3 protein-coding genes are annotated in these 4,170 nt (G+C 67.2%); all 3 read right to left on the reverse strand.

Annotation, left to right across the window (positions count from 1 at the left end; translation table 11 throughout):
* On the reverse strand, positions 1-1,460 hold a 1,460-nt coding region (locus B2W70_RS16485; RefSeq protein WP_286747323.1), incomplete at its 3' end, for a DUF2306 domain-containing protein.
* 146 nt (positions 1,461-1,606) lie between these two features.
* A complete protein-coding gene (gene gatB, locus B2W70_RS16490) occupies positions 1,607-3,094 on the reverse strand; it encodes an Asp-tRNA(Asn)/Glu-tRNA(Gln) amidotransferase subunit GatB (protein ID WP_286747326.1) in 1,488 nt (495 codons plus the stop codon).
* A gap of 31 nt (positions 3,095-3,125) precedes the next feature.
* Positions 3,126-4,170: amidase family protein (locus B2W70_RS16495; protein ID WP_286747328.1), on the reverse strand; the 1,045-nt coding region annotated here is incomplete at its 5' end.

The raw sequence follows: 4,170 nt of genomic DNA on the forward strand, positions 1-4,170 counted from the left end.
TACTCGGCGGGCAGGCCCAGGCTGCCGATGGCGGGCAGCGCCCACCACAGGCTGGGTGTGGCGAGCAGGCAGGCCAGCAGGAACCAGCTCCACTCGCGCGCCCAGCCCCAGGCCTGGCGGCGCAAGGCACCGGCCATCAGCGCGGCAAACAGCAAGGTCATGCCGCCACCGAAAACGTGCAGCGCGCCGCCGTGCAGGGTGGCGAAGCTGGGCATGCCCAGGCGCAAGCCCCATTGGATGAGCAGCGCGCCCACCACCGCGCTGGCCCCTGTCAGCAACCAACCAGCCCAAGTGGGCGGCGTGCGCGCGCTGCTCAGGGTGGTGCCGCGCAGCCAGGCGGCGAGGGCCAGCAGGCCCACCCATGTGGCCGCAGCAAAGGCCAGGCGCGAGCCGGTGTCCGAGACGATGACGGCTTGATCCAGTGCCAGCACGCCCGAGGGGATCAGGGTGGTGGCGTTCGGCAGCTGGGCCAGGCCAGGGTTCAGCACCAGGGTGTCGAGCGTGGCCCATGCGGCCAGCGCCAGAACGGGCAGCATCAGCCAGGCGAGCATTCGACCCACGCGATCGTGACCCTCGAAGGGCTGGGTGATGCGGGCCAGTGCGCCTTGGGGGCGTTCGGTCTGCAGCCAGCGGTTGAGGGTGAACAGGCCGTAGCCGATCATCACGCTCAGCGGCACCAGCACGGCCGTGACGGCGTAGTTGCCTTCGAGTTGGCGCAGCGTCGGGTCGGCGGCGCCGAAAGCAGCCCAGCCATAGCGCTGGATGGGCGCGGTCAGCAACATGCCGTAGTTCAGGGCCATCCAGCCCTGGTGTTGGGCGATGCGCTTGCGCATCATCGAGTAAATGGCCATCCACAGGCTGACGGTCACGCCGATGGCCAGGCCCCACAGGCCGATGTAGAAGGTCAGCTGGTCGTAGATGAGGTGCACCGGCGTGCGCGCCAGGAACACCATGGCCGCGACCATGGCCCCCTGTGCCGCGACGATGTAGAGCCCGCCAAAAGCGCGGTGCCAGGTGGGAAAGCGCCGGCGAAAGGCAGGCCAGAACTGCAGCGCCCCGAACAGCATGGTCACACCGCCCAGCACGTTGTGCACCGACAGGGTGATGCCGTTGAAGCGGGGCATCGTGGCGTAGTGGATGAGGGTTTCGCTCAGCCCGCGTTCGCCAAAGGCGTAGCCGGGTGAGCTGGATTCGGCGATCAGGGCCAGGGCGGCCCCGGAGTGCGCGGCCACCTCTGCGGGCGTGCCCAGCGACTGGCCGGCTTCGGCTCGGGCCTGCATCGCCTGACGTTGAGCGGCCACCTCGGCGTTGCCCGCAGCCCGGAAGTTGACGATGCCCGCGTCGATGGCGAGCAGGCCGTAGAACAGCATGGCCAGCGCGCCCAGCAGGGCGAGGCCTCGGATCAGCCCGGTGCGCAAGGCCGTGGGGCGGGAGAGGGGGTGGGGTGCGGCCAGGCTCATGGGGGTCTCTGCATGGGATGAACGTTGCATCCGATGCTAGACAGAGCGGCCTGCCTCCAGGCGCCAATGCCTGGCTTAAGGCGCCAGATTGCCGGCTTCTTTGGCGGGATGGGTTGGGCGAGCGCTGCAGCCCGCCCAACCTGCCATCAACCCGCGAGCTTCTTCTTGAGCAGCTCGTTGACGGTGGCCGGGTTGGCCTTGCCCTTGGTGGCCTTCATGGCCTGACCAACGAGCGCGTTGAAGGCCTTTTCCTTGCCGGCGCGGAACTCTTCGACCGACTTGGCGTTGGCCGCCAGGATGTCGTCGAGGATCTTTTCCAGCTCGCCGGTGTCGCTCATCTGCTTGAGGTCTTTTTCGGCGATGAGGCGATCGATGATCGCGGCGACTTCGTCTATCTCGGCGACAGTTCGCTTGTGTATCGCACCAAACAAGGTCTTGGCGCCACTGTGGCTGATCGTGCCGTCCTTGATGCGGTTGATGATCGACGCAACCTCGCAGGGGCCGGGGATCTCGACGTCATCGATGGTCAGGCCGGTGCGGTTGACGAGTGCGGACACCTCGCCGAGCATCCAGTTGGCCGACAGCTTCGGCTCGGACGTCAGATCGACCAGCGTTTGGAAGTAGCTCACGAAGCTCTTCGACTGCGTCAGCATGCTGGCATCGTAGGCAGACAAACCGTAGTTCGTTATGAACCCGTCTGCAATCTCGCGAGGCAGTTTCGGCATCTCTGCTCGGATGCGCTCCACCCACTCCGGCGCGATCACCAGCGGCGGCAGGTCGGGGTCGGGGAAGTAGCGGTAGTCGTGCGCGTCTTCCTTGGTGCGCATGGCGCGCGTCTCGCCCGTGTCCGGGTTGAACAGCACCGTGGCCTGCTGGATCGCGTAGCCGTCTTCGATCTGGTCGATCTGCCAGTTGATCTCGTAGTCGGTGGCCTGGACGATGTGCTTGAAGCTGTTGAGGTTCTTGATCTCGCGGCGCGTGCCCAGCGGCGCGCCGGGCTTGCGCACCGACACGTTCACGTCACAGCGGAACGAGCCTTCCTGCATGTTGCCGTCGCAGATGCCCAGCCACACCACCAGGGTGTGCAGCGCACGCGCGTACTCGGCGGCTTCGGCACTGCAGCGCAGGTCGGGCTCGGTCACGATCTCGATGAGCGGCGTGCCCGCGCGGTTGAGGTCGATGCCCGAGGACTTCTCGCCGTTGAAGCCGATGAAATCATCGTGCAGCGACTTGCCGGCGTCTTCTTCGAGGTGGGCGCGCACCAGTCGCACGGTGTGCGGCGTGTCGCCCACGAAGAAGCTCACCGAGCCGCCTTGCACGACGGGGATCTCGTACTGGCTGATCTGGTAGCCCTTGGGCAGGTCGGGGTAGAAATAGTTCTTGCGCGCGAAGATCGAACGCGGCGCGATGGTCGAACCCACCGACAAACCGAACGCGATGGCGCGTTCTACCGCGCCCTTGTTCATCACCGGCAGGGTGCCGGGCAGGGCCATGTCCACCGGGCAGGCCTGCGTGTTGGGCTCGGCGCCGAACTGCGTCGAGGCGCCCGAGAAGATCTTCGACTGCGTCGAGAGCTGGACGTGGGTTTCGATGCCGATGACGACCTCGTAACCGCGAACGTGTTTGGAACTCATGGTGTGTGTCTCGTTGGGCTGCTTGCCTGAATCAGGCCAGGGCCGTGGGCTTGCGCGTGTGCCAGTCGGTGGCCTGCTGGAAGGCGTGCGCGGTGTGCAGCAGCTGCGCCTCTTGCCAGTAGTTGCCCACCAGCTGCAGCCCCACGGGCAGGCCCTGTTCACCAAAGCCGGCGGGAACGCTCATGCCGGGCAGGCCGGCCAGCGAAGCGGGCAGCGTGAAGATGTCGGCCAGGTACTCCTGCACCGGGTCGGTGGACGAGCCGATGGGGCGCGCCACCGTGGGCGAGACGGGGCCGGCGATGACGTCGCAGTCCTTGAACGCGGCCTGGAAGTCGTCGGCGATCATGCGGCGCAGCTTTTGCGCCTGCAGGTAGTAGGCGTCGTAATAGCCATGCGACAGCACGTAGGCGCCGATCATGATGCGGCGCTTGACCTCGGCACCGAAGCCTTCGGCGCGGGTCTTGCGGTACATGTCGTTCAAGTCGCCGTATTTGGCGGCGCGGTGGCCGAACTTGACGCCATCGAAGCGGCTCAGGTTGGACGAGGCCTCGGCCGGCGCGATGATGTAGTACACGGGGATCGACAGCTCGGTGCGCGGCAGGCTGACGTCCACCAGCGTGGCGCCGAGTTGCTCGAGCTGCTTGAGCGCGGCGCGCGTGGCTTCGAGCACGCCGGCGCTCACGCCTTCACCGAAGAACTCTTTTGGCACGCCCACGCGCAGGCCTTGCAGGGGCTTGTCAGAGGTGGCGCCGGTGCGCGGCGTGTTCAGCGCGGCCACGAAATCGGGCACGGGTTGTTGGGCGCTGGTGGCGTCGCGCTCGTCGAAGCCGCTCATGGCCTGCAGCAGCAGGGCGCAGTCTTCGGCGGTGCGGGCCATGGGGCCTGCCTGGTCGAGCGACGAGGCGAACGCGATCATGCCGTAGCGCGAGCAGCGGCCATACGTCGGCTTGATGCCGGTGATGCCGGTGAGCGCGGCGGGCTGGCGGATCGAGCCGCCCGTGTCCGAACCCGTGGCACCGGCCACGAGGCGACCCGAGACCGCCACGGCCGAGCCACCGGACGAGCCGCCCGCGATC

This window comes from Aquabacterium sp. UBA2148, assembly GCF_002328915.1.
GTDB classification, from domain to species: Bacteria; Pseudomonadota; Gammaproteobacteria; order Burkholderiales; family Burkholderiaceae_C; genus Aquabacterium; species Aquabacterium parvum.